The sequence below is a fragment of the Desulfitispora alkaliphila genome (genome assembly GCF_050433185.1).
GTDB lineage: Bacteria > Bacillota > Desulfitisporia > Desulfitisporales > Desulfitisporaceae > Desulfitispora > Desulfitispora alkaliphila.
In genome coordinates this window covers 1-26,518 of sequence record NZ_JBNPXS010000005.1, presented here as the reverse complement: position 1 = coordinate 26,518, position 26,518 = coordinate 1, and the positions used below count along the sequence as shown (strand labels likewise).

The window sequence follows — 26,518 nt, the reverse complement described above, 5'->3', positions numbered from 1 at the left end:
AATTCAAGAGTAGGTGTGGTATTCTATAGTTATATATGAAAGGATTATGGAGGATTTAAACATGTCAAAAATACCTAGCGGAAAAGAAAAAGAAGCATATGTGGAGCAGATGTTTGACGGTATTGCTGGAAAATATGACTTTGTAAATAAATTGATGAGTTTCGGGTTGGACAATTCTTGGCGCAAATTTGCAGTTAGGCGCTCTGAAGCCAAAGATGGGAACAGAGCATTAGATGTATGCTGCGGAACTGGGATGTTATCCATAGAGCTTGCAAGGGCAGTTGGCAGTAGAGGGCATGTAACTGGATTGGATTTCTCGGGGAAGATGTTGGAGAAGGCAGAACATAATTTAGCCCGAACAAGTTATGGAGATCAGATAAATTTTATTAAGGGCAATGCCATGGAGCTACCCTTTGTAGAGAATAGCTTTGACTGCATAACTGTAGGTTGGGGTCTCAGAAATGTTCCTGATATAAAAAAAGCGCTGGCTGAAATGAAGCGTGTAGTCAAACCGGGGGGGAAAGTTATATCTCTTGATATGGCAAAGCCAACAGCTCTGGGTTTTAAGCAAATGTACTGGCTGTACTTTGAAAAAATAGTGCCTACTATGGGTAAGTTTGGTGCGGGTAAAAAGAGTGCCTATAGCTATTTACATGATTCTGCAGTAGAATTTCCCAGCCAATGGGAGTTAGCGGATACTTTTGCGGAAGTGGGGTTGGTGGAGACTGGTTACCATAACCTCTGTGGCGGTGTAGTAGCCGTGGTGGAGGGCAGAAAGGGAGATGAGTAATGAAATTTGCCACAGTAAATGGTGTAAGGTTAGCTTATGAAGATGAGGGACAAGAGGGTCCTACCCTGTTATTTGTTCACGGGGCTAACCTATCTAGTGATTTATGGCGGGAGCAAATAGATTACTTTAAGTCCTATTGTAGAGTGATAGCAGTGGATGTGCGAGGACATGGAGAATCACAGGTGACAGAGGAACCTTACTCTATTAAATTATTTGCCCAGGACTTGAATGCTCTTTTAGAGCATTTGAAAGTTGAAGAGGCTATTGTGTGTGGCTTGTCCATGGGGGGGATGATAGCACAGCAGTTAGCTATTGACTTTCCTCGGCGGGTTCAGTCTTTAATCCTAGCGGAGACACTTTGTTCAATGAAACTAAATGTTTTTGAACAGGTTGTATCTAATTTTACCAAGCTGGCTGTTAGGTATCTTCCCGTGTCAGTAAGGGCAAAAATAGCAGCTTCCCAGTGGGGCAATGTGAATAAAGAAGTGGGAGCCTACCTATACAACGAGATGATGAAGTACGAGCAAAAAAATTTGGTCAATATATGGAAAGCGGTTTTAAGCTTTGAGAGTAGGCCATATTTGAAAGATATCAAATGCCCTACCTTGGTCTTGGCAGGGGCAAACAACTGGATGTTTCAGCGTCAGGCTAAAACCATGGCAAGGGAGATTCCCAATGCTAAGTTATACCAATTGCCCCAGGCAAGTCATCTGGCAAATATGGATAACCCAAAGGCCTTTAATAAGCAAGTACATAAATTTGTACAGGAGGGGTTTTCAAAGTGAAGCTACCTGTAAAGAGTTGGCATCAGGCAATAAAGGAGAGACACTCGGTTAGAACCTATGATGGCAAAGATGTCCCTATAGACAAATTGATGCAATTAGAAAAAGTTGGGGAATTCATGGGAGAACGGTTAGGCGGCGTGAGGGCAGTTGTAGTTACGGAAAACGTTGATCGAGCTTTTAAGGGTTTTTTAGGTTCCTATGGTAAGATCAAAGGAGCATCAGCTTACATAGCCTTTATTGGAGACATGAGAGATCCTCAAGTGCAAGCAAAGATAGGTTATTTGGGAGAAGCCTTAATACTAGAGGCTACCAGGATAAAGCTTTCTACCTGCTGGGTGGGAGGTTTTTTTAAGCCAGAAGCAGTGGCGCGTCAATTGAATATTAGCTCCTATGAAGAAGTGGTGGCTATAACTCCCTTGGGCTTTCCAGCGGAGAAAAAAACTCTTGAAGATAGGTTAATGTCGGGCTTTAAGGGAGAAAAGCATAAGCGAAAACCCCTGGAGAAGATTACAGTAGGGTTGGAGGAAGGGCAGTGGGAGTCCTGGGTTAAGAGCGGCCTAGAAGCGGCCCGTTTAGCCCCATCTGCAGTTAATAGACAGCCTTGGGTTTTTGCTATAGAGCCGGAGAAAGTGACATTATCAATTAATAGTAAACTTAACCCCATAAAAATATCTAAAAGATTAGATTGCGGGATTGCTCTTTTCCACTTCGAACTGGGGGCAGCGGCTTTAGATGTAGATATTAAGTGGGAATTTGCAGTGGACCCTCATGTGGCAAATATTTGTATATAATAGCAGGAATTATATTTTAGAAACGGAATAATTATAGGCAGGGAATGGTGAAGGGACTGATAACATGAACTGGCTGTTAATAGCAATAGTGATTTTGCTAGTGGAGATTTTAATCCTAGCTTTGTTCTGGGATAAGATAACTGATAACTTTGCCTCATACTCTCATCTCTACGAAAAGGGAGTTAAGCAGTCAGAGCAAGGTGACACACAACGGGCTATTGACACGTTTATTAAGATGTTAGCCCATCCCAAGCTAGAAGCAGCTGAGCAAGATAACCCTTTAAAATTGGCGGCATATGGAGAACTTTCACGCCTTTATGAGCAACTGGTTGAAGATAGCGAGGAGGGGGAGCTTAGTAAATTAGGAGAAAGTGAACTTAAGAGAGCACTCCAATTTAAGATAAAAGAGCTTAAAGCCCAGGGGAAATGGGAACAAGTTAAGGATACCGATTTAGACTTGGTGAGGCTGCGCTTAAAGTTGGCCGCAGTTTATACGGCAAATAAGACAAACCTGGAGGAAGCCCAGGAGACATTTTTCTACTTTAACAAGTGGAAATCCTTTAGGGAAGCCTATGGGTATTATAGTAAGACAAGTGAGTTTTTCAAACTGGGTCGCATTGAGAGAGAGTTACTTGAGGACAGAGTGAAGCTTGTAGACGCCATCCTTCAGTTTAAGGATGCAAGTAATGAGGGTGAGGCTGAAGAAGCGCTCAATGTAGTGGGTGAACTGCTGGCTATTAGGCCAGCTTTTCTCGGGATAAACGACTCTACTTTTAATGAGATGAAATCCAGGCTAGGACATCATGTGGTTGAGGAGTTAGCGGCCAGTTCTGAAGAGGGGATTGAAGGAGAAAATAGGGACGAACAATCTGGAGAGGACGAGGAGGTTAAAAGTGATACCAAGGAACAAAAATTAAAGGGTGTGGCTGTGGGGCCTTTAGCCGGTGATAATTGGAAGCGAATTGCAGCTAAAATTCACAAAGTGTCCCGAGTTATCATAGATGTACAGCACACAGGAGCAGAAGTGCATGTAAAGGTTCAAACTGAATGGTACCTCTTACCACTAATTTTCAAAGAAGAGTTGGTGGAGAAGGTGGTTCAGGTTTACTATGCCATGACCATGAAGAAAGATGGCTCAGTTTTATTTGTCTTTAGAGATGATAAGGGTCGAGAAGTGGCAAGACACACTATTTTGGGGACTAAAATTTACAACTGATTTTGAATAATTCGCTTTGTCACAGAAAATCTAGGAGCCCAAGTGGATTGGGATGGTCAGACTGGAAGTATATTTGTAGAATTTAAATAACAGAATAAGTTAGAAATAAGAAAAGCTCTCGAAAATACTGAGAGCTTTTTTTGCGCCATAAAAAAGTACAAATTCGCTCCTTAATATCTTTTAAAATAATTGTTATTTTGATAATATTGGTTAATAATATGGTTAACAATAAACAGTGTAATAATTCATCTACTTTAAGTAAAGTGAGGTGTAGCAGATGTTCTTTTTATTAATACTAATGTTTATTCTAATAGTAAATATCTCATGGTATGTTATTAGCGACAATTGGCTACGCCAGGGTCTAGCTCAGTATCCTCGGGCTCGAAAGTTGACAAGACTAGCCCTAACACTATGGATGCTTATTGTATTCATTCCAGTAATCTCTATGTTAATTCCAGCGTGGGAGGGTCCCCTAGGTCAAGGGCCTTGGATTTGGATATCTTTATTCTACATCTGGATGGGGGCAATAATATTTTGGATGTCTGGCTTTATTCCGTTGTTGGGAATACGGAAACTGTGGGAGCGGCGCAGAAAGGAAAAGCTTCAAGAGGTTTCAACTGATAGTTCTGATAGTTCAGATTTAAGTCGAAGGCAGCTATTGCGATTAGGTTTGGTAGCTACCCCACCACTAATTGTAGGCGGAGGAGCAGCTGCATCATGGGTTAAACGGGATACCTTGAATGTACACACCAGAGACTTGCCTGTAAAAAACTTGCCCAGTGATTTAGAGGGGTTTACCATTACTCAACTATCGGACATTCACATTGGCATGCTCACAGGAAGAGAGCGAGTAGATAGAATGGTGGAAGCTGCCAATAGGCTAAACAGTGAAATCCAAGTGGTAACTGGAGATATTTTAGATCAAGACTTTGCCTTTATGCCCGACTTGGTAGAGACTATGAGTGCCTTAGAGGCACCGAAAGGTACATATCTTTGCATTGGTAATCACGATAAAATATACAGCTCAGAAAAATGGGTACGTACTGTTAGAGAAGTTGGTTTAAATTTGCTTCTAAATGAAGCCACCCTGTTGGAAACGGGAGGGACTCCCATTAAATTAATGGGGATAGATTTTTCTAGAGAATATGAGGAAGACTTTGAAAATGTTAAGACAGCACTAGAATCTTTAGAAACAGATGAGCAAACCTTAGAGATTTTATTGGCCCATCACTCCCATGCTTTTGATGCTGCTTGTGCCCATGGAGTTCCCGTTACATTAGCGGGTCATACCCATGGAGGACAACTTGTGATGCGATTGGGAGACTTGGAGCTTGCAAATCCGGGAAGAATATTGTTTAAGTATGTGGATGGAATTTATCGGGGGGAAAAAGGGGAGACTCTGTTTGTGCACAGAGGCTCTGGGGATTGGTTTCCATTGCGCACAGGTGTGCCCACAGAAGTAGTTCAATTGCGCTTGGTAAAGGGGTAAACCTGTAACTAAAAAGGTAGAAAATCTCCCAAGTAATATCCTGGGATGAAAAAGGTTGCGGTCCAAACCATTGAACCTAGCTTTGAGTTTAACATAAATTTTGCAGTAGACATGGAGCCCATACCTCCGATGAGAACCGGGAGGAAGTGACGTGCACCTGGGATATAGTAACTGACCATAATAGCATAAGTTCCGTATTTTTTTAGAAGCTGGTCGCTCCGTTCCAGCTTCTTTTTTGCTTTAGGTGAGGGGTTGTTCAATAAACCTGAAAATATTTTAGCCAGGAAAAAACCCAATGAATAACCGAAAGAAGTAGCTAATACAGTTACCACATAAGCAAAAAAGGGATTTATAACATTTGATGCAGCAACCAGGGCCATAAAAACAACAATAGTCTCCCGATTGATTGGGGCAAAAACTATTCCAAGGAGTAGGGCCCCAAAAAGGCTGAAGCCAGAGGCGTTCTCGATAAGCAATAGTAAAGTGTCTAAGATATTATCTAGGGCTGGGAACATATATTTTAATCACTCCATATAAGCAATATTTCTTTAATAATATCACAGCAAACTGTTTAAGTGAATAAAAAAGGTTGCGGTTTAACAGGAGATTAAGGAATATTCATACCATTTGATGATTGCGTTGGGGATGTACTTTATTGCGTTGACTTCTCTAGGGGCATTTCTCCTTTACAAGAAGACTATTTACAATAACCGCCTGTATCTCAAATTGTTGCTCTATTCTATTCCCCTTCCCTTTATAGCTAACCAAGTAGGGTGGATTGCAGCAGAAGTTGGGAGACAGCCTTGGATTGTGTATAACGTGATGAAGACAGTGGATGGTGCCACATTTACAGTTCCAGCGTGGCAGGTGCTGGCATCAATTATAATGTTTATTGGGATCTATATTCTCTTGTTTTCCGTTTGGCTTTTCTTGATTAAAAAGAAAATAGACAAGGGGCCAGAAGTAATCCAAGTTAGTAAAGGGGAGGTGTCCGCTTAAAATGGAACATCAATTACTGCAGGTCATATGGTTTTTCTTAGTGGCTGTGTTAATTTTAGGCTTTGCCCTTACTGGAGGAGCTGATTTGGGCGTGGGAAACTTGCACCTCCTCACTAAGGGAAAAGAGGAGCGGGGAGCTAATTTTTACGCCATAGGTCCCTTTTGGGATGGAAACCAGGTGTGGCTAATAACAGGGGGAGGAGCACTTTTTGCTGCATTCCCAGCAGTATACGCTACCTCCTTTAGCTCCTTTTATTCTAGCAATGACGGCTTGGACTTTTGTGGCAGTCCCTAGAGCTACGGCTAACTTTTTAGAATTGCCCCTGCTATTTGTATTTCCCCTACTAGTCTTAGCTGGAGTTTTCTGGTATCAAAAAGCAATTAGAGCAGAGGGGTTAGGGGCTCCACTGTTGGCCTCGGGACTTAGTATTGTTGGGCTCTTTGGAACCCTAGGAGCTAGTTTGTTTCCCTATATGATTCCGGCTTATCCTGTGGAGAACAGTATGACAATCTATAATTCTTCTTCATCTCAGCTCACTCTTACAGTAATGCTAATTATAGCTGGAATTGGTGTACCAATTGTATTAGGGTATATGACTTACACTTTTCGCAAGTTTGTCAAAAGTGGCAGAGTTGAGTATCAAATTGGTCCAGATAAGAACATCCCAGGGTAGAATAATTAGGCAACTAAATCGAGTAGAGGCTAAATTAGGCCGACTTGTCTTAAAGCTAATTAGTTTTAAGGCAGGTCGGCTTTTTATTATTTGGAGTAACCTTGCTACAATACAATCAACTCAAGGGAAAGGGGGTGTGAAAACATGGATATTGTTAAATTGCCGGTCAACAGCGGCCTGCGCTTAGTGGTGCAGGTGGGGGTAGACGATGAAGGAGAGCCACAGTTTGCAAACCGCAACTATAACAGGCTTAAGCCTAGTGCTTCAGATGAAGACACCTATGCGGTAGCTCAGGCCCTTGGCAGTCTACAGATTTATCCAGTGGCAGCGGTGAACAGAACTGACCAGGTCACATTGGAAGAGCAGTAAAAATTTATGCTAAAAATTGATAGAAGGGAGGGATACAGGTGATTAATACAGTTACCAGGCTAGAAATGATTTTTACCCACTCTGGAGGCGGCCGAGTTACAGTGCCAGTTCAGGACCCTAGGGAGGATTTAACTGGGGAGGAAGTGGAGCAAGTGATGCAAGAGATCATAGAACGGGGAGTTTTTGAAGCTGCTGGAGCTGATTTAGTAGCAATCCAGTCAGCTAGAATAGTGACAAGAGAAGTAGAGCCCATTGAACTGATATCTGAGCAGGAGTAGGTTAATTCCAACAGGGGGAAGCTTTTCTAAGCCTTCTCCCTGTATGACTTTTTACTAACTAGGAGGTGGTTAGTGTGGAAGATATTTGGACCCAAGTGGCCAATTACGGATTCCCTATGGTGGTTTCCATTTACTTGTTGGTGCGGGTGGAATCGAAGTTAGAGGAACTGGCTAGGGCCATCAATGGGTTAAAGCAGGTGATAGAGCGTGCAAGTTGAGTACATTATACTGCACCATACTGGCGCGTGGGAGCGAGATGCAGAGCAAGTGCGGCGCTATCATCTGAGTCTTGGTTGGAGGGATGTGGGCTACCACTTTATTATAGAGCCCGGAGGGACTGTAGTAGTAGGCAGGAAGCATAATACCTATGGCGCTCATTGCAGAGCAGCGGGGATGAATAGAAAATCTCTAGGGGTAGCGTTAATTGGAAACTTTGAGCAGGGAAAGCCTACCTTGCAGCAGTATGTGAAGGCCATAGAATTAGTAGCCTGGTTGCGCAATAAATACGCAGTTCCATTAGAAAATATCCTGGAGCACAGGGATGTTCCAGGAGCTAAAACCCTATGTCCAGGAAGAAACTTTATCCCCTTAGTAGAAACTTTAGATAGTCTTGACTACCGAACAAATGTTTGGTAGTATTTAAGGTAAAAAAAGGGTAGGTGATACAGATGGCCAGAAAGGGTATTGAGTTGATAAATATTTGGCATGAAATAGACTACTTGCGGCCTGTGTATTGTGAGGATGGAAGTAACTGCACGGAAATAGGTTTAACAGATGGGAAAGAACTCATGGACAAGAGAAAGGTGAAATCAGTCTTAAAAGAATTGGCAGGGGTTTTTGCATTAGACCTGGGTAGGCTGAAGCGTCGCTACGGCAGTATAGTGGGCAGGAAATCCTCCTGCCCAATCCCCTTGGCTAAGGACTACACCCTGGTGCCCATGAAGATGAGACAGCCTTTAGGTAAAGATGATGGGGCATTAGGTTATGTAGTAAAATCTAGAATAGTTGAGGTAGAGGGAGAAGCGAACGAATGTCTGATAACACTGAAAAGTGGCCAGCAAATATTAGTTTATCAGAAAAGACCGGGGTTATTAAACTTGTTTTATGATAGCGATAAAGTAGAAGACTTTTATTTGCAGCAGATTGGGCAAATTAGGGAAGGAGGTCCCAGAAAAAATTGGATTAATTAAGAGGATTTTCTTCCTTAAAGTCGAAAGAATACTGAAGTATACAAGTGAAATATATATAAGGGGGAAAATGTGAATGACATGGATGCAAGCATTTAGTAAGCGGGTTGGAGTAGTAACCGCATTGACTATTTTAATAAGCTTTTTTGGGCTGTTTGGAGCGAGTCAAGCAAAGGCTACTGGATTTACAGATTTGCCTAGCTCCCACTGGGCTGCAGGTGCAGTTGAGCAGATGAATGCCAAAGGAGTTATTCAAGGATATGAAGACAATACTTTTAGACCCAGTGCCTCTATATCTCGACTGGAGACAGTGGTAATGGCTGTAAGGCTTATGGGGTGGGAAGAAAGAGCTCAGAGCACCAATTCTATACCCAGTGAGTTTTTAAACGCAGACCAGATACCTGGGTGGGCTAAAGGTTACATAGCAGTTGCAGTGGACGAGGGCATATTACCCGATGAAGATTTAAAGAATTTCAGACACAGCCAGGACGCAGAGCGACATGAAGTTGCTGTGTTTCTAGTTAGAGCCTTGGGTATGGAATATGAGGCCCAGTCTAAGATGAATCAGAGCTTAGATTTTGAAGATACAGACCAAATACCCCTAAAGAGCAGGGGTTATGTTGTAGTTGCAAATGAAAGTGGTTTTATGTCTGGTAGTAATGACGGAAAGTTAAACCCCAAGGCATCTATAACTAGAGCTGAAGTGGCGGCAATGTTTTCCCGTGTAGACAGCTATTTGCAGAGTCAAACTGAGCGAGTCACCGGTGTAATCAGAGAAGTTAAAGATACAACAACAACCAAAGAGCTAGTTGTAGAGGAACGAGGAGGCCATAAGCGCACTTTAGATATTCCCGATAACGTAAAGGTAACATTAGATTATGAGACTGCTGATTTTTCCGATTTACGAGAAGAACAGGAGGTTACAGTTTCAATTAGAGGAAACCAAATAGTCTCCATTGACGCACAAAATCGAATTGTAGAGTACAAAGGAAAAATTACTGAGTTGGATCAAGAGGACAGAATTATAACAATTAAAGATGAAGCTAGGGAGGATGAGTACTCCTTCCAGATTCCTGAGGACCAGAACTTCCGCCGAGATGGAAGCAGAGCGGACTTTGATGACATTAGAGTTGGAGATGAATTGCGTGTTCAGATTTATCGGGATGAGATTATTCAGATGTCAGTTCATGTGGTGAAATATGAGGTTGAAGGTGAGTTGCGAGGAGTTACCTTTAATCCAGAAATAATCTATGTAGAAATAGATGAGGTAACCCACAAGTACTATGTTGACGAAGATGTAGACTTGAGAAGAAATAGGAGAAGTGCCTCTTTGAGGGACTTAAGAACTGGTGATGAAGTAGAGCTAAAAGTATTGACTGACATGGTTACTTGGATTAGAGCTACTAGTGTAGAAAGGGAAGTGGAAGGGATTGTAAGATCTATTTCGCTTAGCAGTGAAGGAAACTCAATCACTATTAGAAATGAAGATGAAGAGGAAGAGACTTATCAGGTAAGGTCTAGCACTAGTATCTTTAGAGATAGAGATAGGATTGAATTGTATGAAGTAACTCCTGGTGATCTTGTGGAACTTGAGCTAGACAGTAATGTGGTCACTAGAATAGATGTATTGAAGTACGATGACGACGAAGAATTCCGAGGTATAGTAAGGAATAAAAACAGTAGGGCAGAGGTTCTAACTGTAGAGATTTCTAATGAAGAAGCTGAGCAAAGACAAGTTTGGATAACTGGTGATACAACTATAATTGACACATATGGCGATACTGTGAGATTTAGGCATGTTGACGAAAATGATAGAGTGACTGTTATTGGCAAGTGGGTAGATGGCTTGTTCGAAGCAGATATGGTGATAGTTAGATAGTCTAAAAGGGTTGGCGAAGCCAACTCTTTTCTTTAACGAAACAAGAACAAATGTTTGCAATAGATAATGAAATACAGTATTATGTATAATATACAAAAAGCAACAGGAGGTGATACCTGACTTTTAGTCAGGTGAGGTTATGAGTGGAAAAAATATTCTAGTTATTAATGCCGGTGGTAGTAGCACTAAAGTTGGAATTTTTGTGGGAACAGAAGAAATTTACACTGAAAATCTAGAGCACAGTTCTGAACATCTTAGTAAATATGGATCTGTAGAAGATCAACTCTCCTTTAGGCAAGAGTTGGTTTGCAAGTGGGTGGAGGAAAAGGTGCATAACTTATCTCAACTAGATGCCATAGTAGCTCGTGGAGGCCTAATCTATCCAGTAGCAGGTGGCACCTATGAAATAGGAGAGCTTATGGTGGAGCATTTGAAGCAGGCGGTACAGGGGAGTCACCCCTCAAACCTTGGAGGCCTTATTGCCTATGACCTAGCTACTAAGTACAATATTCCTGCGTATACAGTTGACCCAGTAGTAGTAGATGAATTGAATCCTGTGGCAAGGATCTCTGGTTTAAAGGAAATTGAACGGGTTAGTAAATCCCATGCCTTAAACTCTAAGGCCATGGCGAGAAAAGTAGCTGTAGAAATGGGGAAAGAATACAGCGATCTCAATATAATAACAGTACATCTGGGCAGTGGAATCTCGGTTAACCCTCATGAAAAGGGTAAGATGATAGATGTGAGCAATGCGGTGAGTGGAGGACCCTTTGCACCGGAACGAGCGGGGGGGCTTCCATCAGAAGAACTGATTAATCTATGTTTCTCAGGAAAGTATAGTCACAAAGAAATGATAACCAAGCTGTACCGAGAAGGAGGAATTTACTCATATCTTGGGACTAAGGATATTAGAGAGGTAGTTGCTAAAGCTCAAGCAGGAGATGAGCAGGCAGAGCTAATTTTAGAAGCCATGATTTATCAGACTGCCAAGGAAATAGGGGGTATGGCAACTGTTTTAAAAGGGAATGTAGATGTAGTTGTTATCACAGGGGGGATGGCCCACTCTGCAGAAGTGTTAAAGCGGTTATTTGAGAGAATAGAGTGGATAGGGCCTGTTGTAGTACTGCCTGGGGAACGAGAGCTGTGGGCCTTAGCGTGGGGTGCAAACAGAGTGCTAACTGGTCAAGAACAGGCAAAGGTATATACCCCAGATAGAAGCTAGAAGTCAGTGCAGGCGTCTAGTTGTGCAAGGCACTACATATATGATAAAATTAAATCATTATTGTAATGTGGATGCCATACTAGACATAGGGTGTGATATACATGGATTTGGAGAAAATAGTTGAACTAGTTAACTCTCGTATGGGGCCTATGGCTGTTGAACACAAGCGCTGTATTAAGGTCAAATCACCTATGAGCAGTTGTGACAAATGTTTGCAAAATTGTCCTGTGGATGCCCTGAAGATAGATTTAGAGGGGAAAATAACTTTTAGTGATAACTGTATAGAGTGCGGTCACTGTGCTGCAGCATGTCCCACCCAAGCCTTGGCAATTCAAGAACCTACCGAGTTAAATCTACTAAATAGAGCAGAAAAGTTGGGGAAAAGCGGTGGCACAGTTGTGTTAGGATGTAAGCAACATCCAGTCAAAGGTGCCGAGTCCATGCTAGTCCCCTGCTTAGGTGCACTTACCCCAGAATTTTTATTAAACTTAGAGATGAGGTCATACCCGGTATATGTAACCTTAGATGAGGAAAATTGTGCCCAGTGCAAAATGATGTCGGGGCAAGAAAAGTTTCAAGAAGCGCACAAGAAAGCACTGGAATTAAAGGATTTGTTGGTATTACCTGGAACTGGATTAAAAGTAGTGGAGAAAGTGCCTACTATTAAACAGCCTACAGGGAAAAAAAGAGCTAGACAGGTTGAAGTTGATGAGGGGCGAAGAAATTTTTTTGGTTCAATCTTTGGTGGATTAAAAAAAGCGCCTCAGGCTGCCGTGGATACCATTGCGGAGCCCTTTATAGAAAAAGGGGAAGAGCATCCAGTGATAACTAAGATGCCCGAGATTACTACAGACCGAATCAAATTGCTTCAAAATGCAGTGCTGCAGACAGGGACTAAAGGAGAAGTGCCCGTGCCCCACATTACCAGGCCTAAAAGTGGTGAAAACCCCTGTTTCTTTTGCAGAGCTTGTGCTACCATGTGTCCTGTAGGGGCACTTAACTGTGATGAAGAAGCGGGAGAGTTGACACACAATACTAGAGACTGCACCGGGTGTGGATTGTGCACGGAAATATGTTTTCACAAGAGTTTGGAGTTAAAGCCATCCTTACTAAGTGAGCTGGGTGAAAAAGAGAAGCGAGTGCTCTTTTCTGGAACTAAGGGAACTTGCGAGAGCTGTGGGGTTCAGACTACGTCTTCAGACCAAATAGAAAAGTGCCCTATTTGCAGAAAAAAAGAGGCGGAGAATCAAGTGTTATCTATTGAGGAGGAGTGATTTTTAATGGCAAAGGTAGTTTTACTTTCAGGAAGTCCCAGGAAAAATGGAAATACAGAGCAGGTGCTGGGGGAGTGCAAGAAGGTAATAGAAGAAACAGGAGCTGAGGCGGAGCTTATTACCCTCAGTGGCAAGAAAATAGATGCTTGTATTGCTTGTAGGAAGTGTAAGGAATTAAAGCGTTGCGTTTTAGATGATGGTCTAAATGACATTCTAGAAAAGGTTAGAGAGGCAGAAGGATTTATCATTGGAGCACCAGTTTATTTTGGAACACCTCGGGGAGATCTGATGAATGCAATTCAGCGAATTGGCATGATTTCCTTTGGTACGGATCGCTTTCTCTCTTGGAAGGTAGGGGGGCCCATTGCCATTGGCAGAAGGGGTGGGTTGACTAGCTCCTACCAGGAAATGCTCATGTTCTACTTTATTAATGAAATGATTGTTCCTGGCTCCAACTACTGGAACTTAGTATTTGGTAAAGAAGCTGGGCAAGCACTAGAGGATGAAGAGGGTATGAAAACAGTGCGTAAATTCTCAGAAAATGTGACAAAACTTATACAGAAAATTGGAGAGGACAAATAAGAGTGAATTTCACCAGTTTTGAACAAGTGATTACAACTGCCCGAGCAAAGGGCGTCTCTAAAATAAGTGTGGCCAATGCTGGTGACACGGACATTATAGAATCCATAAAAAATGCATGTGAAGAGAAGATTGTTGAGCCAATTCTGGTAGGAGACCAGGATAAAATTGAGGAAATTGCTGCTCAAGTCCAGTTTGATCTTAAGCAAGCGGAGATTATCCACGAAATAGATGCAGCTAAGGCTGCTCTAACTGCCGTGGAGCAGGTGAGTAGTGGTAAAGCAGACATCTTGATGAAGGGCTCAGTAAATAGCAGTGCTTTTATGAAGGCTGTACTGGACAAGAATGTGGGCTTGCGCAAGGGAAACCTACTTAGCCACTTGGCCGCTTTGGATATCTCTGAGTACGGAAGGATATTGTACGTAACTGATGGGGGGATTAACATTGCCCCGGAGTTAGAGCAGAAAATTGAGATAATGGAAAATGCCATAGAATTCATGCATAAGTTAGGCTATCCTGAGCCAAAAGTAGCTCTGTTGTCAGCAAACGAAGTGGTAATTCCCAAGATGAAATCCACTGAAGAAGCAGCCTTAATCAGTAAGATGGCTGATAGGAAGCAGATTAAAAATGCAGTGGTGGATGGACCTTTATCATTGGATTTGGCTATTAGCTTAAAGAGTGTGGCAATGAAAGGCGTGGAGAGCAGAGTGGCAGGGCAGGCTCAACTCTTAGTGGCTCCTAACATTGAAACGGGCAACGTGCTGTGCAAGTCTGTTGTTTACTTTGCCAATGCTCAAATTGCCGGGGTAGTTTTAGGAGCTACTGCTCCAATTGTAATGACCTCCCGAGCAGATACCTCTAAGGCAAAACTGGCTTCAATTGCTCTAGCCAGTCTGGGGAGGTAGAAGGATGGATGTAAAAGCGGTAATAAGTGCCCTTGCGGAGCACAAGGATTATTCAGATCAGATAGGTTTTATCAAGACAACTCCGGCCAGTGAAGCCAAATACCAGCCATTAAACACCAGGCTAGCTCCAAAGCTTGGGTCTAAGCTCAGGTCCATGGGATTTAAATCCCTATACAGTCATCAGGCGCAAGCTATTGAACTGGCGCGTAAAGGAAAGAACTTCGTGGTGGTTACCCCTACTGCCAGCGGGAAGAGTATGTGCTACAATCTTCCCGTGCTTGACCACCTGTTAAAAGAAAAAAGGGGAAAGGCTCTTTATTTATTCCCCACTAAAGCCCTAAGTCAAGATCAGAAGAGTACTATAGATAAGATGGACTTGGGCGTAAAAGCCCATATCTATGATGGAGATACCCCTACAGAAGTTAGAGGACAAATTCGAGAGCGCAGTGAAATTGTCATTACCAATCCAGATATGCTCAATAAGGGCATATTACCCAACCACCCTAAGTGGAGTAACCTTTTCAGAGATTTAAAGTATATAGTAATAGATGAAGTGCATTATTATCGTGGAGTTTTTGGAACTCACATGGGGCACTTATTGCGGAGGCTGAGGCGCATTGCCGCTTACTATGGGGCAAAACCCCAGTTTATTTTGTGCTCGGCTACCATTGCAAATCCCAAGGAGCACGGACAGCGGATAACAGGGGTGGACTTAGAACTGATAGCTGAGAGCGGGGCGCCAAAACCGGAGCAAACGGTGGTTTTTTGGCAACCACCATCCATGGTCAGCTACTTGAAGGAAGTGAGCTGGCTTGTAGCTAGGCTAGTCCAATTAAAGTTAAAGACCATAGCCTTTAGCAGAGCTAGGCAGGTAGCAGAGCGAATTGTGAAGGACTGTAGAAAGCGGTTGGATTCAAGTTCTATGGGACAAGTTATGTCTTACCGCAGTGGTTATTTGGCGGAGGAAAGGCGTGAGATAGAACAAGCCCTTTTTGCAGGCGAAATAACTGCTGTTGTCTCCACTAATGCCTTGGAGCTTGGAATAGATGTGGGCGACTTAGATGTATGCCTGGTAGCAGGCTTTCCGGGAACAGTATCATCCCTGTGGCAGCAAGCGGGTAGGGCTGGGCGAAGCGGTGGCCACTCCCTTGTTATTTTTGTGACTGTGGCTACGCCTTTGGATCAATATTTTGCCACTAATCCTCAGAGTCTATTTCAGAAAGCATGGGAAGAAGCCTTAATCGACCCAGAGAACCCCTATTTATTGTATGGGCATCTTTGTTGTGCAGCCCATGAAATTCCCTTGAGTCGAGAGGATATCTCCCTGTGGGGGCAACCTATGGTTCAGTTGATTCCATTGATGGCAGAGGATGGGGTTTTAGAGAAAATAGGTCATAGCTATTATTACATGGGTGGAGATTATCCAGCAGAACAGGTGGACCTACGCTCTTGTGGAGGAAACATTAACTTGCGAGAGAAAGGTACTAACCGGTTGATAGGGTTTTTGGATACCCATAGGGCTATAAATGAAGCCCATAGTGGTGCAGTTTACATGCACCAAGGAGAGAGTTACCTAGTACAAGAGTTAGATTTAGAGCGAAATCAGGCGCTGCTAGTAAAAAAAGAGTTGTCCTACTATACAATGGTAAAAAGTAACAAAGAGACTGAAATATTATCAGTAATAGAAGAAAAACAGTGGAATGGAATGACTGTTTTCTATGGGCAACTGCGAGTTACTAGTCAAGTAACTGGCTTCATCAAAAAGCATAATCAATCAGGGCAGGTTTTAGGTGAGGAAAAGCTTGACCTACCTGAGCAGGTTTTAGAAACTACGGGTATGTGGTTTGTGTTGGATGGAGAACGGGAAAAGCTTTTGAGTAAAAAAGGGTTTCAATTGATGGGGAGCTTACATGCTGTGGAGCACGGCGCTATAGGAATGTTGCCATTAATGGCAATGTGTGATCGCAACGATGTAGGCGGGTTGTCTACCAATATGCATAAGACTACTAAAGCCCCCACAGTCTTTATTCACGACGGCTACCCAGGAGGCGTTGGTTTTAGTCAGCAGGCGTATTTGAGAATAGGCAAGCTGATGGATTTAACTTACAATGCCATTTCTAAATGTCAGTGCGAAGATGGATGCCTCAACTGCATTCACTCTCCTAAATGTTCAAACTTTAATCGTCCTCTAGATAAAGATGGAGCACTTTTCCTACTAAAACAGATGTTAGGCGGTGAGAGGGATGAGTTTATTCCAACGGCTCAATCAAACTAAGAGTCAGCAAGACCTATTTACTTCAGTTGGTGGAAAAGGACAAGATGTTGTTGTCACCAAAGAGAGAAAAGTAAACCAGCTTGGGAACTACTCACTGCTCACTGAGATGATTTTTGGGGACCTAGGATGTAGCCACAGTATGCAACAATTGTATCGTCACAGTAAGCTGGGTCAAAACCTACAGCTGCTGGGGGGGATTGGGCCCAGCAAAATGGATAAGATTAAGGGAGAAGGGTATGAGACTATAGAAGACCTGCGCTGCCATAGTCAATTTAAACGTGAGGCAGAGATGGTGTTCAAACTGATCGAGCTTAAAGCTATAAAGCAGCTGCGGAGACGAGGAGCTAGTGATAGTCAACTTCTCACTATGTTCAAGCCTCAAGAGCTGGTGTTTTTAGATATTGAAGCCACTAGTCTCTATCCCAATCAGCCTCTTTTTTTAGTGGGAATTATGTACTGCTCAAGTGTTAGTGCTCAGGGAATGGAGTTTAAAATCCAGCAATACTTAGGTGAAGCTCCTGCTGAGGAGGGTGCCTTACTATTAGACTTGGGGCAAACTTTAAGAGAGTTTCAGGCTGTTGTCACCTATAATGGGAACAAGTATGATTTACCATATATTCAAGAGCGGTGGAAGGCGCATAAAATTGAAGGAAAAATGCCGGGGTTAGCTGTGGATTTACTCTTGCAGGCTCGCAGGCGATATAAGGGTATTTTGCCAAACTGCAAGCTACAAACATTAGAGCAGGAGCTATTGGGTTTTAAGCGCCAAGGAGATATCCCTGGCTACATCATTCCTAGAGCCTATTACGATTATGTAAACAGGGGAAATCAGGATGTGATGGACAAGATCTTGTACCACAATAGATTGGATTTAATTTATATGGTTAAGCTTTTACAAAAGCTGTTTAACTAAAAGTTTCTTTAAATATTCGGGCTAACTCTATTTCAGCTCTTTTAGTTAGCTCGGTGTACTTTTTCAATAGTGTTTCTCCTTCAGGGGTCATGACAGTACCGCCCCCGTCCTTGCCGCCGGACTGTCGTACCACTAAGAGGTAGCCCAAGCGCTTTTCGGCCCTGTTTAATTTGCTCCAGGCTGCCCGATAGGACATACCTAACTCTTGAGCTGCCTTATTAATAGAACCATTTTTTTTAATTGTAGTTAAGAGCAATAGTAACCCATCTCCCATGAGTTGGTCACCTTGACTATTTTCGAGCCACAATCTGTAGCGCATTTCCATGGCTTGTCACCTCTCGCTTAATATATACTAGCTATCAAATCATCTTTTCAATAATGGTGAGCAATTATCCTTTCACAAGGTTAAAAAAATTAAAAGGAATTAGGCTGGTAAAAGTGGAATAAGTATACATTAGAATGAAAACAGAGATGTGGTGGGATAATTGGGTAATAAAAAACTGGTTCAATATATAGAAGAGTTGAGCGGAATATATTCAACAAATTCACTGCTAGAGAATATTTTTGACATATGGAAACGGGTTCTTGACTTTGACAAGGGTATTTTGACAGTGGAATTGAGTGATAGGAGTTTTTGTATTACTAATGGCATTCCCCAGGGAATGATGAAGAACTATCTTAGTCGGGAGGATAGCTCTCATCTGGTAAAAAGCGTAATCTTAGAAGATAGAATAAGACGAGTTTCTGAAGTAATGGATGAATGTAAAAGTTACAGGCAGTTTGCAGAACAGGTATTAGTTCCTGTTGGGGCCAACTGGGGAATAGCTGGACCAATTAAACAGGGGAATTATGTTAAGGGGTGCATTAGAGTACTCAGGGGAGATGAGAAGGGTGAAATAGAAAAGGAGGAAGAGCAGTTATTTAAGGTGCTTTTAGCTTCCTTTAATCAAGCATTTACCCACTTAGCCTTCTTAGAGCAAAGGGAACAAAAGCCCCCTGACTATCTGGGAGATAAAATATTACAATTGACAAACCGGGAAAAAGAAACCCTAGACTTAATGCTTCAGGGTATGAGTAATATTGAAATAGCAATTGAACTGGGGATTAAAGAGAGAACAGTTAAGGCTCACGTTAGTAAAATCCTTGAAAAGCTTGATGCCAGCGATAGAACCCAGGTAATAGTTATGTTTTTAAAAACAAATTAGTACTAAAGTACAATTTATCTTAAAACAAATGCAGGCTATAATTATAATTAAGTTAAGGACGACTTTCCATTATGGAAATTCATCCCCCCCTAACTATATAGCATACAGCAAAAGAGACCATCCCCCCCAAAATGGTCTCTTTTTGCTGTGTTTTTTTTACGATCCTCTTTGTGATATAATTGTTCCACAATAGAGAAAAAATAGGAGGATGATAAAATGAAAGTAGATGTAAACTGGCAGGGAAAAATGCACTTTAAGGGCATCTCTGGCAGTAACAATAGTGTTGTAGATATGGATGCCAATCAAGCTGCAGGGGGAGATGATTTAGGGGCTTCGCCTATGGAGTTGCTACTCATGAGTATAGGAGGTTGCACAGGCATAGACATAGTTAGTATTTTGGATAAAATGAGAGTGCAATATGACGACCTTAAAATTTCAGTTTCTGGAGAAAGAGCTACTGACCACCCAAAAGTATTTAAAAAAATAGTGATAAACTATACTCTTTTGGGAAAAGACATTCCTCAGGATAAGGTAAAGCGAGCAATTGAGCTTTCGGTGAACAAGTACTGCAGTGTTAGCAACAGTTTAGCGGGAGTGGCAAAATTAGATTATACCTTGGACATAAAGCAGGAAAAAGATTAACATGTATGGAACTATTAAATTATCAGAATTATAGGAGGTTTTATTGTGAAAGTCCTAATAAGTCCTGATTCATACAAGGGTAGCTTGAGTGCATTAGAAGCAGCCAAAGCAATGGCCTCAGGGTTTAAACGGTGTAATGAAAGCAAAGAAACCATTTTAGTGCCTATGGCAGATGGGGGAGAGGGAACTACCTTAGCTTTGGTAGAGGCAACAGGGGGCACCATGCACAGCGTTAGTGTTACTGGTCCTTTGGGTGAGCCTATAGTAGCCCAGTGGGGAAAGTTAGGGGACGGAACTACAGGAGTTGTGGAAGTTGCCCAGGCCTCAGGGTTAACTCTAGTTCCAGCTGATAAACGCAATCCATTGGTTACTACTTCTTATGGTACAGGAGAATTAATTAAAGCTGCCCTAGATCAGGGGTGTACAAAATTAATTTTGGGTATTGGTGGAAGTGCTACCAATGATGGTGCCATGGGGTTAGTAGCTGCTCTAGGAGTAAAGTTTTTGGACGGCAGAGGAAATGAGCTGACAGGATGTGGAGGTCAGCTACATAAGATTGCTAGAATAGATACAAGTGGATTAGATTCGCGGTTAGAGAAAGTTGAAGTTAATGTAGCCTGCGATGTGACCAATCCCCTCTGTGGTGAGGAAGGGGCTGCTAGCATCTACGGTCCGCAAAAAGGTGCAACTCCGGAAATGGTAAGGGAATTAGATCAGGGCCTGTTTCACTTTGCGCAACTATTGAAAGAACAGCTACAAAAAGAGGTGGCTGAAGTTCCTGGAGCCGGTGCCGCTGGAGGGATTGGGGCAGGACTGCTGGCCTTTCTAGATGCCCAGTTGACACCTGGAGTTGACTTAATTATAGATGCAACTGGGATGGAGCAGCTAGCTGAACAGGTGGATTTAGTGATAACAGGTGAAGGAAAAACTGATGGACAAACGGCAAGGGGTAAGGCGCCTGCGGGAGTAGCTAAACTGGCCAAAAAATATGGAAAACCGGTTATTTGCATATCTGGTAGCGCTGATCTAAACTGCGAAGAGTTACATCAAATAGGGGTTGATGCTATTTTTAGCACAGTAAACCAGCCCATGGAGCTAAAGGTGGCTATGGATCAGGGGGCACAGTTAGTAGAAAATACAGCTTACCAAGTAGCTCGATTATGGCAAGCAGGGTTAGCATATAAGGATAAATAAAATATAAAGAGAAAGGACGGTGATTTGGTGAAAGTAGGAGAGGTGATGCAACGGAATGTTACCACAGTGGAAAAAGGAGAATTGGTGGGAAATGCAGCTAAGCTAATGACTAGTGGGTGCATTAGTGGACTCCCAGTTATGGATGGAGAAAAGGTTGTGGGAATGATTACGGAATCAGATGTTGTGCAGATGTTTATCCCGGGCATTTTGCGAGTGCTAGGGGAAGTCCCAAAGATTCCAGGGCTAGAAAAGTATTTGGAACGAATGGATGAGTTGGCCCAAAAGAAAGTGGAACAAATCGTCTCAACTCATGGTGCGGTTACCATTACCGAGGAAGTAGAACTAGGGGAAGCTATAGCGCTAATGGTTGCCAAAGGGGTAAAAAAATTGCCGGTTACAAAAGAAGATAAACTGGTTGGAATAATTACATATTCGGATATAATAAAAGTGGTTGCAGATAGATCGTAAGATAAAGGGAAAGACTTCACTCCATGAGTGAAGTTTCTTTTTTTTTATTTTACAGGTGACAAGACAGCTGCTCGGGTGTATAATGGTAAATATAATTTTAAGATAGGGGAGTGGAGATAGATGGATAAAGAGAATATGGAGAAGCAGTCCTTTCTACGTCGAAAGGGTGTGGAAATTTCCCTAAGGCGATATGGGATAGATGCATTGGGAGCAATGGCTTTGGGTTTGTTTTCATCTCTAATTGTAGGCTTAATTCTTCGAGTAGCTGGAGAACAGCTGGGAATAGGCTTTCTGGAAGAGATAGGGGCGTTGGCTTCTAGTATGATGGGACCAGCTATTGGGGTAGCTGTAGCATTTGGTCTAAAAGCGCCACCCTTTGTCCTGTTTGCATCGACCATAACTGGAGCTGCTGGCGCCCAGCTGGGGGGGCCTGCAGGAGCCTTTGTAGCAGCGCTAATTGGTGCTGAAATAGGGAAATTAATATCTAAGGAAACTAAAGTTGATTTAATAGTAACTCCAGCTACTACAATTATTACCGGAGTAGCTGTAGCCCAAGTGATAGGCCCGAGAATATATAATTTTATGATAGAATTTGGAAATCTGATAATGATTGCTACTGAGATGCATCCAATACCTATGGGAATTATAGTTGCCAGCTTGATGGGCTTAGCATTGACTGCACCTATTAGCAGTGCAGCAATTGCCATTATGATGGAGTTAGGAGGCTTGGCCGCAGGGGCAGCCACAGTGGGTTGTGCTGCTCAGATGGTAGGGTTTGCAGTAATTAGCTACAGGGATAACAAGATGGCGGGGTTAATGGCCCAGGGCTTAGGTACATCCATGCTTCAGATTCCTAACATTGTAAAGAACCCCATGATCATAGTACCGCCAACCGTGGCAGGAGCCATACTGGGTCCCTTTGTAACAACAATTTTTCCTATGTATAATAATCCTGCAGGGGCGGGAATGGGAACAGCTGGCCTGGTAGGGCAAATTGGCACCATGGACGTGATGGGAATGGGTTCCCTTCCTCTGATTATAGCGTTCCACTTTATATTGCCCGCAGCAATAGCTTTGGCCGTAGCTATTGTCATGCGAAAGGCAGGCTTAATCAAAGCAGGAGATATGAAACTAGACCTATAAAATAAATTTTGGGCGAAAATTTGCTTTCTGTAGGAGGAAACGATATAATAATGTCGAATAAAGTTTAGAATTCTTATCTAGAGAGGTGGAGGGACAGGCCCGATGAAACCCGGCAACCAACTGGAAACAGTTAGGTGCCAATTCCTGCAGGCTAGGGCCTGAGAGATAAGAGGGGAATGATAGACCTCTCGTATTTAGCGAGAGGATTTTTTTTTGCACCATAGGAAAGTATTTTCTTTAATCAAAAAGGAGGTTTAAATATATGGCCAAAAAGAGACTATTCACCTCAGAATCGGTTACCGAGGGACATCCGGACAAAATGGCAGATCAGATTTCTGATGCTATTTTAGACGCTATTTTTAGCCAGGACCCCAATGCCAGAGTAGCTTGTGAGACTGCAATTACAACTGGTATGGTACTGATAACAGGTGAAATTACAACTAATTGCTATGTGGACATACCAAAAACTGTAAGAAATACCGTAAGAGAGATTGGATACACTAGAGCCAAGTATGGTTTTGACTGTGATACCTGTGCAGTTTTAACGGCTATCGATGAACAATCACCTGATATTGCCCTTGGTGTAGACCAGGCGCTAGAATCTAAAAAGGGGGAAATGAAGGATAGTCAGATTGAGTCCACTGGTGCGGGCGATCAGGGAATGATGTTTGGCTTTGCTTGTAATGAAACTGAAGAGTTAATGCCCTTACCAATAGCTCTTTCTCACAGACTGGCACGAAAGTTAGCTGCCGTGAGAAAAAGCGGTGAATTAGAGTATCTTCGTCCTGATGGCAAGACTCAGGTTACAGTAGAGTATATGGACGACAAGCCTGTACGAATTGATACTGTGGTAATCTCAACTCAGCACGCACCACAAGTTGAATTAGAGCAAATAGAACGAGATTTAATTGCGAAAGTGGTAAAGCCCATTGTTCCAGAAGAGTTACTAGATGATGAAACCAAATATTTGATAAATCCTACTGGCAGATTTGTTGTGGGTGGCCCTCAAGGAGATGCGGGTCTAACAGGGCGAAAAATTATAGTAGATACTTATGGGGGTTATGCTCGACACGGTGGAGGTGCCTTCTCAGGAAAGGATCCCACAAAGGTTGACCGCTCTGCCGCCTATGCTGCTAGATATGTGGCTAAAAATGTGGTGGCTGCTGGCTTGGCCGATAAGTGCGAAGTGCAATTGGCCTATGCAATTGGAGTGGCAAAACCGGTATCGGTTATGGTAGAGACCTTTGGAACAGAAAAGGTTCCAGTGGAAAAGATAGAGGAATTAATAGAAAAGAACTTTGACTTGAGACCTGCTGCAATCATCAGAGATTTGGAGTTGCGCAGACCTATTTATAGACAAACAGCTGCCTACGGGCACATGGGTAGAACAGATATAGATCTGCCATGGGAAAAGACGGACAAAGCTGATGCCTTGAGGGCAGAGGCTGCAAAGAGCTAACACCTTTTGGTGTTAGCTCTTCTTTAATTACCGCTGTATTGACAATTATCACTGTGCCCATGGCACTGTTTTTAAAAGATCACTAAAGTCGGGTTGGTCGGAAAAGTAGGCTTCTACAGTTTGATAGATATTTTCGCCACGACTATCTTGATAAACCCAGTAGTACTGAGCTTTTATCAATTTAGGAGAGGTATCTTGACTTATCCAAGCCTTAAACCTGTAATCAACCAATGTGCCGAAGTTTTTCTGTATCTGTCCTGGCTTTAGATTTCGCAATTTAAAGGTATAGGCATAGGTATCCATGGTAACTTCATTATTTATTAAATCAGTGCTTATTTTTTCCGAGCCTTCATAGGAGACTTGGGTTATGGGCTCAGATAGGTGGAGAACCTTATAGTCACCTAAATTGTGTAAGTTGGTCATAGGGCTTAAGTGGGGGTAATTTGCACTGACAGATTTAAATGGTGGCTTTTTTTGGTCCACATCCCACTCCACAACTCTGTAGTAATACTTATCTCCTTTCCGGGCAGTTTCAATTTCTCCATAATACACATCTTGAACGAAAATTGCATCTAAATGTCGCTGAGCAATTGCATGGGTAGCGGCTAAACCTGCTGGATAGTAAAGTACTTTATCTGGTTCGCTGTATTCTTCCCAGGTGCTGACTTGCCCGTAGAGGCTTAGTTGTTGCTCATTTTGCTTCCTATAGTTTACAATAGCTTGGGCCAAGGGGCTACTCTCTAGTGTCTTTGAGCTCTGGGTTTCAGGTTTTTCCAAGTGAGCTGTGTTTGTATCTCCATTCCAAGAAACAGAGTAGCCTGCCAATTCTCCCATTAGCCTCAAAGGGAGCAAAGTTCTTCCTTTCTTAAGCATAGGTGGCACATCAGTGAAAAAGGCTGTCTGATCCACTTGAACAATAGTGCTTCCCACCTGCATGATTATTTTCCTATCGTTGAGCCGGGCAGTTATAGTGCCGGAGTCGTATGCTACGTCAGCTCCGAGACTTTCTGCAATAGCTCTAAAGGGAACTAGTAATCGTCCGCTCTCAAAGACAGGCGGTGTATCAGTTTTTAACTTTTCTTGATTAATTAGAACACTAATATCATTTGTTGATGCGCCTATGGCTTGGGCATTAAATACTGTAAAAAAGAGAACAAGTACTGCAAAAAAGATTTTTACTTTCTTCACTGTTTCTTCCCCCAATCAGTTTAGTGGTATACAAAAGTATATTGTGGACATCCCCAAAATATGTAAGAAAAAAGGCTGTTCCAGAAAGATAATCTTTCTAGAACAGCCTTTATCTAATTAATAATTCTGGCCGTATTGCCCCTGTTGTGGCTGCGGGTTCATCTGTTGCTGTTGACCAGCTTGCGCTTGAGGGTATTGTCCAGTCTCAAATCTGTTTACAGCTTGCTGGAACTGGTTAGGATTGTACTGCGCTTGTCCAGGTTGCTGTCCCATTTGCTGTTGCTGTGGCTGCCCCATTTGACCGTATTGGCTCATTTGGCTGCCTTGGGATTGAGCAAGACCTTGGTTGTACTGACCAGTTTCATAGTTGTTTACAGCTTGCTGGAACTGGTTTGGGTTGAACTGAGCTTGCTGCTGTTGAGGCTGCCCCATTTGACCGTATTGGCTCATTTGGCTACCTTGAGACTGAGCAAGACCTTGGTTGTACTGACCAGTTTCATAGTTGTTTACAGCTTGCTGGTACTGGTTTGGGTTGAACTGAGCCTGCTGTTGTGGTTGCTGCCCCATTTGCTGTTGCTGTGGCTGGCTCATTTGTTGCTGCTGCCCATACTGGTTCATTTGTCCAGCTTGCGCTTGAGGGTATTGCCCAGACTCAAATCTGTTTACACCTTGCTGAAACTGACTTGGATTGAACTGAGCTTGCTGTTGACTCATTTGACCGTATTGTTGTGGCACGAAATCACCTCCTTATATGTAGTAAGGATATTGACCATTAGTATTATGCGCCAATGTAGTAGCAGGTATTAGTGGTAAAATTTTCTTTTAGTTTTGGTTCAAAATGTTAAAATGTGAGACTTTTGCAAAATAAGCTTTTTGCTTAAAAATTAACTTTACCAAACAGCTTATTTTGCTATTTGACTTGAATAAAGTAAAGGTTTCACTCTTTTTTGACTTACCATTTACAATGTGGCTAAAAAAGGGCATACTAGCAGAATTTCTAGGCTTAAAATGTTTTTTGCTATTTATGCAGCTGCTAATTTAGTTTTGTCATTAGCTTTCTTGAGAGCTAATGCTGATGTTAGTAGTACTATTGCATTTAGGTATACATGTGTTTTAACTTTTTCAATACCACTCACATGTAAGTCATTGACTGTCAGATGTTCTTTTAGACGGCCAAAGCATCTCTCTACACTAGTTCTCTCGTTATATAGCTCTTTCCATTGTTCAGTATCTCGGTGAGGTGCTGAAAAACGCCTGTAGTCTTTGTTAACATTAACTTTTCGAACTAGGCCATAATTAGATTTTGAGCACCAATTAGAGCCTTGTGGGCAATTAACTTTGCCTAATATATGGGGACATCTGAACTTTAGGTAATTGCCATCAACACCCCAGTAAATCATGTCATAGCCCATTGAGCATCTAGCTGTTCCGTTGGAAGAAAACCCAGCAGGTGGTTCCTTCTCATTGCGCAAGTTCAAAGGGATAATAGCTTGTGCCCTATGCTTTTTAGCTGCAGTGTAGTTTTTAAGTTGATCATAGCCTGCATCTAGCAACACATAGTTTAACTTGTCTGATGATGAAGTTTCTACTGACT

The 26,518-nt window shown here is 42.5% G+C and carries 31 protein-coding genes and 1 riboswitch; of the genes, 26 read left to right on the top strand and 5 right to left on the bottom strand.

What is annotated here, in order from left to right; genetic code table 11:
• Positions 1 to 61: 61 nt before the first annotated feature.
• From GGQ84_RS03070 to GGQ84_RS03050, 5 genes are all read left to right on the top strand, one after another.
• Positions 62 to 790 (top strand): demethylmenaquinone methyltransferase, encoded by a 729-nt coding sequence (locus GGQ84_RS03070; protein ID WP_429159009.1) that lies wholly within the window; start codon positions 62 to 64, stop codon positions 788 to 790.
• Entirely contained in the window at positions 790 to 1,575 is a 786-nt protein-coding gene (locus GGQ84_RS03065; RefSeq protein ID WP_429159006.1) for an alpha/beta fold hydrolase, read from the top strand. The genes GGQ84_RS03070 and GGQ84_RS03065 overlap by 1 nt, the downstream gene beginning before the upstream one ends.
• Positions 1,572 to 2,366 (top strand): nitroreductase family protein, encoded by a 795-nt coding sequence (locus tag GGQ84_RS03060; RefSeq protein WP_429159004.1) that lies wholly within the window; start codon positions 1,572 to 1,574, stop codon positions 2,364 to 2,366. Before GGQ84_RS03065 ends, GGQ84_RS03060 begins: the two co-directional genes overlap by 4 nt.
• A 64-nt stretch (positions 2,367 to 2,430) precedes the next feature.
• Positions 2,431 to 3,582, top strand: coding sequence for a hypothetical protein (locus tag GGQ84_RS03055; protein WP_429159001.1), 1,152 nt, complete (start codon positions 2,431 to 2,433; stop codon positions 3,580 to 3,582).
• 277 nt (positions 3,583 to 3,859) lie between these two features.
• On the top strand, positions 3,860 to 5,071 hold the full coding sequence (locus tag GGQ84_RS03050) for a metallophosphoesterase (protein WP_429158998.1): 1,212 nt from the start codon (positions 3,860 to 3,862) through the stop codon (positions 5,069 to 5,071).
• Positions 5,072 to 5,079: 8 nt separating this feature from the next.
• On the opposite strand, the gene GGQ84_RS03045 is transcribed toward GGQ84_RS03050, so the two are convergent.
• A complete protein-coding gene (locus GGQ84_RS03045; protein ID WP_429158995.1) occupies positions 5,080 to 5,586 on the bottom strand; it encodes a DedA family protein in 507 nt (168 codons plus the stop codon).
• A 112-nt stretch (positions 5,587 to 5,698) separates the two neighbouring features.
• Here GGQ84_RS03045 and GGQ84_RS03040 point away from each other — a divergent pair, with 112 nt between their 5' ends.
• From GGQ84_RS03040 to GGQ84_RS02970, 15 genes are all read left to right on the top strand, one after another.
• On the top strand, positions 5,699 to 6,070 hold the full coding sequence (locus tag GGQ84_RS03040; protein ID WP_429158992.1) for a cytochrome ubiquinol oxidase subunit I: 372 nt from the start codon (positions 5,699 to 5,701) through the stop codon (positions 6,068 to 6,070).
• 1 nt (position 6,071) lies between these two features.
• The gene (locus tag GGQ84_RS03035) at positions 6,072 to 6,365 is read left to right on the top strand and encodes a cytochrome d ubiquinol oxidase subunit II (protein WP_429158989.1); all 294 of its coding nucleotides are present in this window, start codon (positions 6,072 to 6,074) and stop codon (positions 6,363 to 6,365) included.
• The gene (locus GGQ84_RS03030) at positions 6,334 to 6,744 is read left to right on the top strand and encodes a cytochrome d ubiquinol oxidase subunit II (RefSeq protein WP_429158987.1); all 411 of its coding nucleotides are present in this window, start codon (positions 6,334 to 6,336) and stop codon (positions 6,742 to 6,744) included. The genes GGQ84_RS03035 and GGQ84_RS03030 overlap by 32 nt, the downstream gene beginning before the upstream one ends.
• A 144-nt stretch (positions 6,745 to 6,888) precedes the next feature.
• On the top strand, positions 6,889 to 7,113 hold the full coding sequence (locus GGQ84_RS03025) for a DUF1659 domain-containing protein (RefSeq protein ID WP_429158984.1): 225 nt from the start codon (positions 6,889 to 6,891) through the stop codon (positions 7,111 to 7,113).
• 38 nt (positions 7,114 to 7,151) lie between these two features.
• Complete coding sequence (locus GGQ84_RS03020; RefSeq protein WP_429158983.1) at positions 7,152 to 7,391, top strand: DUF2922 domain-containing protein; 240 nt, start codon at positions 7,152 to 7,154, stop codon at positions 7,389 to 7,391.
• Positions 7,392 to 7,465: 74 nt separating this feature from the next.
• Positions 7,466 to 7,609: a YvrJ family protein gene (locus tag GGQ84_RS03015; protein WP_429158980.1), complete on the top strand. Its 144-nt coding sequence runs from the start codon at positions 7,466 to 7,468 to the stop codon at positions 7,607 to 7,609.
• Positions 7,599 to 8,027 (top strand): peptidoglycan recognition protein family protein, encoded by a 429-nt coding sequence (locus GGQ84_RS03010; RefSeq protein ID WP_429158977.1) that lies wholly within the window; start codon positions 7,599 to 7,601, stop codon positions 8,025 to 8,027. Before GGQ84_RS03015 ends, GGQ84_RS03010 begins: the two co-directional genes overlap by 11 nt.
• A gap of 32 nt (positions 8,028 to 8,059) precedes the next feature.
• Complete coding sequence (locus tag GGQ84_RS03005) at positions 8,060 to 8,581, top strand: hypothetical protein (protein WP_429158975.1); 522 nt, start codon at positions 8,060 to 8,062, stop codon at positions 8,579 to 8,581.
• Between the two features lie 73 nt (positions 8,582 to 8,654).
• Positions 8,655 to 10,457: an S-layer homology domain-containing protein gene (locus tag GGQ84_RS03000; protein ID WP_429158973.1), complete on the top strand. Its 1,803-nt coding sequence runs from the start codon at positions 8,655 to 8,657 to the stop codon at positions 10,455 to 10,457.
• A 139-nt stretch (positions 10,458 to 10,596) separates the two neighbouring features.
• Positions 10,597 to 11,679, top strand: coding sequence for a butyrate kinase (gene buk / locus GGQ84_RS02995; RefSeq protein WP_429158971.1), 1,083 nt, complete (start codon positions 10,597 to 10,599; stop codon positions 11,677 to 11,679).
• 101 nt (positions 11,680 to 11,780) lie between these two features.
• Positions 11,781 to 12,953 carry a 4Fe-4S binding protein gene (locus tag GGQ84_RS02990; protein ID WP_429158969.1) on the top strand — a complete coding sequence of 391 codons (1,173 nt, stop codon included), beginning with the start codon at positions 11,781 to 11,783 and terminating at the stop codon, positions 12,951 to 12,953.
• Positions 12,954 to 12,959: 6 nt separating this feature from the next.
• Positions 12,960 to 13,535 (top strand): flavodoxin family protein, encoded by a 576-nt coding sequence (locus tag GGQ84_RS02985; protein WP_429158966.1) that lies wholly within the window; start codon positions 12,960 to 12,962, stop codon positions 13,533 to 13,535.
• A gap of 2 nt (positions 13,536 to 13,537) precedes the next feature.
• Complete coding sequence (locus GGQ84_RS02980; RefSeq protein WP_429158963.1) at positions 13,538 to 14,437, top strand: bifunctional enoyl-CoA hydratase/phosphate acetyltransferase; 900 nt, start codon at positions 13,538 to 13,540, stop codon at positions 14,435 to 14,437.
• Positions 14,438 to 14,441: 4 nt separating this feature from the next.
• A complete protein-coding gene (locus GGQ84_RS02975) occupies positions 14,442 to 16,712 on the top strand; it encodes a DEAD/DEAH box helicase (protein WP_429158960.1) in 2,271 nt (756 codons plus the stop codon).
• Entirely contained in the window at positions 16,681 to 17,625 is a 945-nt protein-coding gene (locus tag GGQ84_RS02970) for a ribonuclease H-like domain-containing protein (RefSeq protein WP_429158959.1), read from the top strand. The genes GGQ84_RS02975 and GGQ84_RS02970 overlap by 32 nt, the downstream gene beginning before the upstream one ends.
• On the opposite strand, the gene GGQ84_RS02965 is transcribed toward GGQ84_RS02970, so the two are convergent.
• Entirely contained in the window at positions 17,618 to 17,950 is a 333-nt protein-coding gene (locus tag GGQ84_RS02965; protein WP_429158957.1) for a winged helix-turn-helix domain-containing protein, read from the bottom strand. The two genes, GGQ84_RS02970 and GGQ84_RS02965, sit on opposite strands and share 8 nt — an antisense overlap.
• A 160-nt stretch (positions 17,951 to 18,110) precedes the next feature.
• On the opposite strand from GGQ84_RS02965, the gene GGQ84_RS02960 reads away from it, so the two are divergent.
• The 6 genes from GGQ84_RS02960 to metK all read left to right on the top strand — a co-directional run bounded on the left by GGQ84_RS02960 (position 18,111) and on the right by metK (position 23,736).
• Entirely contained in the window at positions 18,111 to 18,830 is a 720-nt protein-coding gene (locus GGQ84_RS02960) for a response regulator transcription factor (protein ID WP_429158955.1), read from the top strand.
• A 216-nt stretch (positions 18,831 to 19,046) separates the two neighbouring features.
• Positions 19,047 to 19,472 carry an OsmC family protein gene (locus tag GGQ84_RS02955; RefSeq protein WP_429158953.1) on the top strand — a complete coding sequence of 142 codons (426 nt, stop codon included), beginning with the start codon at positions 19,047 to 19,049 and terminating at the stop codon, positions 19,470 to 19,472.
• Between the two features lie 45 nt (positions 19,473 to 19,517).
• Positions 19,518 to 20,666, top strand: coding sequence for a glycerate kinase (locus GGQ84_RS02950; protein ID WP_429158950.1), 1,149 nt, complete (start codon positions 19,518 to 19,520; stop codon positions 20,664 to 20,666).
• Positions 20,667 to 20,693: 27 nt separating this feature from the next.
• Positions 20,694 to 21,134, top strand: coding sequence for a CBS domain-containing protein (locus GGQ84_RS02945; protein ID WP_429158948.1), 441 nt, complete (start codon positions 20,694 to 20,696; stop codon positions 21,132 to 21,134).
• A 120-nt stretch (positions 21,135 to 21,254) separates the two neighbouring features.
• The gene (locus GGQ84_RS02940) at positions 21,255 to 22,277 is read left to right on the top strand and encodes a PTS sugar transporter subunit IIC (RefSeq protein ID WP_429158945.1); all 1,023 of its coding nucleotides are present in this window, start codon (positions 21,255 to 21,257) and stop codon (positions 22,275 to 22,277) included.
• A 70-nt stretch (positions 22,278 to 22,347) separates the two neighbouring features.
• Positions 22,348 to 22,449: riboswitch (SAM riboswitch) on the top strand.
• Positions 22,450 to 22,539: 90 nt separating this feature from the next.
• On the top strand, positions 22,540 to 23,736 hold the full coding sequence (metK, locus tag GGQ84_RS02935; RefSeq protein ID WP_429158942.1) for a methionine adenosyltransferase: 1,197 nt from the start codon (positions 22,540 to 22,542) through the stop codon (positions 23,734 to 23,736).
• A gap of 48 nt (positions 23,737 to 23,784) precedes the next feature.
• Here the strand turns inward: metK and GGQ84_RS02930 are convergent, their stop codons facing one another.
• The 3 genes from GGQ84_RS02930 to GGQ84_RS02920 form a co-directional block, all read right to left on the bottom strand.
• Positions 23,785 to 24,924 (bottom strand): copper amine oxidase N-terminal domain-containing protein, encoded by a 1,140-nt coding sequence (locus GGQ84_RS02930; protein WP_429158939.1) that lies wholly within the window; start codon positions 24,922 to 24,924, stop codon positions 23,785 to 23,787.
• Positions 24,925 to 25,041: 117 nt separating this feature from the next.
• Complete coding sequence (locus tag GGQ84_RS02925; protein ID WP_429158936.1) at positions 25,042 to 25,659, bottom strand: hypothetical protein; 618 nt, start codon at positions 25,657 to 25,659, stop codon at positions 25,042 to 25,044.
• Between the two features lie 287 nt (positions 25,660 to 25,946).
• A partial coding sequence (locus tag GGQ84_RS02920) for a transposase (RefSeq protein WP_429158934.1) occupies positions 25,947 to 26,518 on the bottom strand: 572 nt, incomplete at its 5' end.